Below are 1,628 nucleotides of genomic sequence, written 5' to 3'. Positions count from 1 at the left end.
CTTTGGTGGAGACTTTACCACCTTAAATGGTGTCCGGGTTCATTAAACCACTACAACTCCTAACCCATTGAAAAACCTCATGGTACACCTCAAAAACAACGTATAGGGCTAGGATTCGAGATAGGGAAAATAGAGGGGGTCGCGTTTCACGACTCCCTTAGATGGGGTAACGAATCGTGACGCCATTGAGTAGTTCTGACTTACGATAGCGTGAACTCATAAATGAACGGTTTTCCCGCTACACAAGCACTGTTTGCATCTAAGGCTGGTAGCTTATCCAAAGTGATCACTGTCTGAACGAGAAGTGATTGCTCGTCTGTCCCCGGAGCTGTTTGATACCCGACAATATTAGATTGCTCGTCTATGACTAGTGCCAATTTGTATTGGCCAACATAGCTTTCTCTCAACAGACCTGCTTTGGAAAACTCTTTCGTGAAGAAAATCGGGAGCTTGGAAAGAAGATAAGCTTTAGCATTACACTCAAAGCCCTCTTTACTCGTCGCTGCAACAGACATATCTAAGGAACCAGAACGTTCATAAGAATCAAGATTTTCAGCAACTGAGTAGCATGCTGTAAGAAGAAGCATACCAAATACGATAATTCTCAAACTAAAATCCTTCTGACGCGATGCTTCATTATTCTCTGTTCTCTAGCAGGTTTAACGTTCACTTTTCGTTTTCCAGTTAGTTAGTTCAAGTGTAAAGCCAACAAGTACTTTAATTCTGGTAGATGCATTGTTAAATCAGATCATGCCGATACTGAGTGCCTGACCGAGAAATCTAGGTTCGACTATTAATAGATAACTGTTGCCAACTGAGCGAGTCGGAAAAAGCGATTGCTTGGATGAAGACTGGAGTTATTTTGAAGGGGGGGACGAAACGCCCCCCTCCCCATAGGAGGGCAACTAAATGCATAAATTGAGGAGCGAAAGGCGCATTCACAGAGGCCTGACGTAAGCCATTGATAATGTCTTTACACATTTGCCAACTGGTGACCAATTTGGTGACCAAAAATAATAAAAGTTAACTCTTAAAAATTTAAATTATTGTTTAATAGTGCTTTTAATTTTTTGCTCAATGAGCAGATCCAGAACATTGAGTAACATTTTTAACCCGTTTTCTTTCATCGGGTTACATCAAGTTAAGATGACTTAAAACAGGCAGTTACAGATAAGTAGCGTTTGTGACTGTCCTCATCTTTTTTTCCAAGTTTTCTCTCGAAATACCAACCAAACCAGCCAAAAATATCATTCTCATCCTAAACTACCCACAGACAACATGCGCCCGCACTCTCGATAGTTTATTTGATGATGAGTACATAACGCGTTTATTAATCACGTCAAACAACCTGATATCCTCTTCTGCATTTATAACTGAGAAGTAGCGCTGACCTTGAAGGTCTATCGACTGAACTCCTTAGACCTCAGCTAGAAGCTGCCCCCTCAAACATCCGCTATATCTCCAGTTCAAACGGGACATTCAGACCCAAGAGAACATGGTGGAGGATAAGTGGCTCATCGCTATCGATACCGAGGGTAAATCAGAGGATGAATTTCGCCAGTCTGTGTACACCTGACCTGCTCCCCAAAAACTAGTCCAATCGGTCCTTAGTAACATCCGCTTGGTTG

1 protein-coding gene is annotated in these 1,628 nt (G+C 42.0%); it reads right to left on the bottom strand.

Features of this window, described 5'->3' with window-relative positions; genetic code table 11:
* Positions 1-200: 200 nt before the first annotated feature.
* The gene (locus CS022_RS24535; RefSeq protein WP_129124475.1) at positions 201-608 is read right to left on the bottom strand and encodes a hypothetical protein; all 408 of its coding nucleotides are present in this window, start codon (positions 606-608) and stop codon (positions 201-203) included.
* Positions 609-1,628 lie beyond the last annotated feature (1,020 nt).

The sequence above is a fragment of the Veronia nyctiphanis genome (assembly GCF_004116385.1).
Lineage (GTDB): Bacteria > Pseudomonadota > Gammaproteobacteria > Enterobacterales > Vibrionaceae > Veronia > Veronia nyctiphanis.
Note: the sequence above shows the minus strand (reverse complement) of the source record. Positions and strands in the feature narration are given on the sequence as shown.